Origin of the sequence: Pseudomonas sp. SIMBA_068, from assembly GCF_046534705.1 — a bacterium.
Classification (GTDB): Bacteria; Pseudomonadota; Gammaproteobacteria; order Pseudomonadales; family Pseudomonadaceae; genus Aquipseudomonas; species Aquipseudomonas putida.
Genome location: NZ_JAWRYI010000499.1, coordinates 1 through 272, shown reverse-complemented (window position 1 = coordinate 272; position 272 = coordinate 1). Strand labels below are relative to the sequence as shown.

Genomic DNA, 272 nt, shown 5'->3' with positions numbered 1-272 from the left:
GGGGCGGCGTGCTGCTCGCGCGGGACCACGGTTTCACGGGGCACTACGGGCTCACGGGCGGCCTCACGTGGTGGCACAACAGGCTCACGACCAAGCGTCGGCTCACGGGGCTCAACGACTGGGGCCGGCGCTTCTTCACGTTTGAAAATGCGCTCACGCAACGCCGGCTTGGCCGGCTCACGCTTCTCGGCAGCCATCGGCGCGGGCTTGATCACCGGCTCATCCTCGCGCAGTTGCGCCTCCAGGCGTTTGCGCTCGTTGCGGGCTTCCCA

Annotated in this window: 1 pseudogene; it reads right to left on the bottom strand. The window is 68.8% G+C overall.

The window, feature by feature from the left end:
• Positions 1 to 272 (bottom strand): annotated as a pseudogene (locus SB756_RS30125) (cell division protein FtsK); the annotation flags it as partial.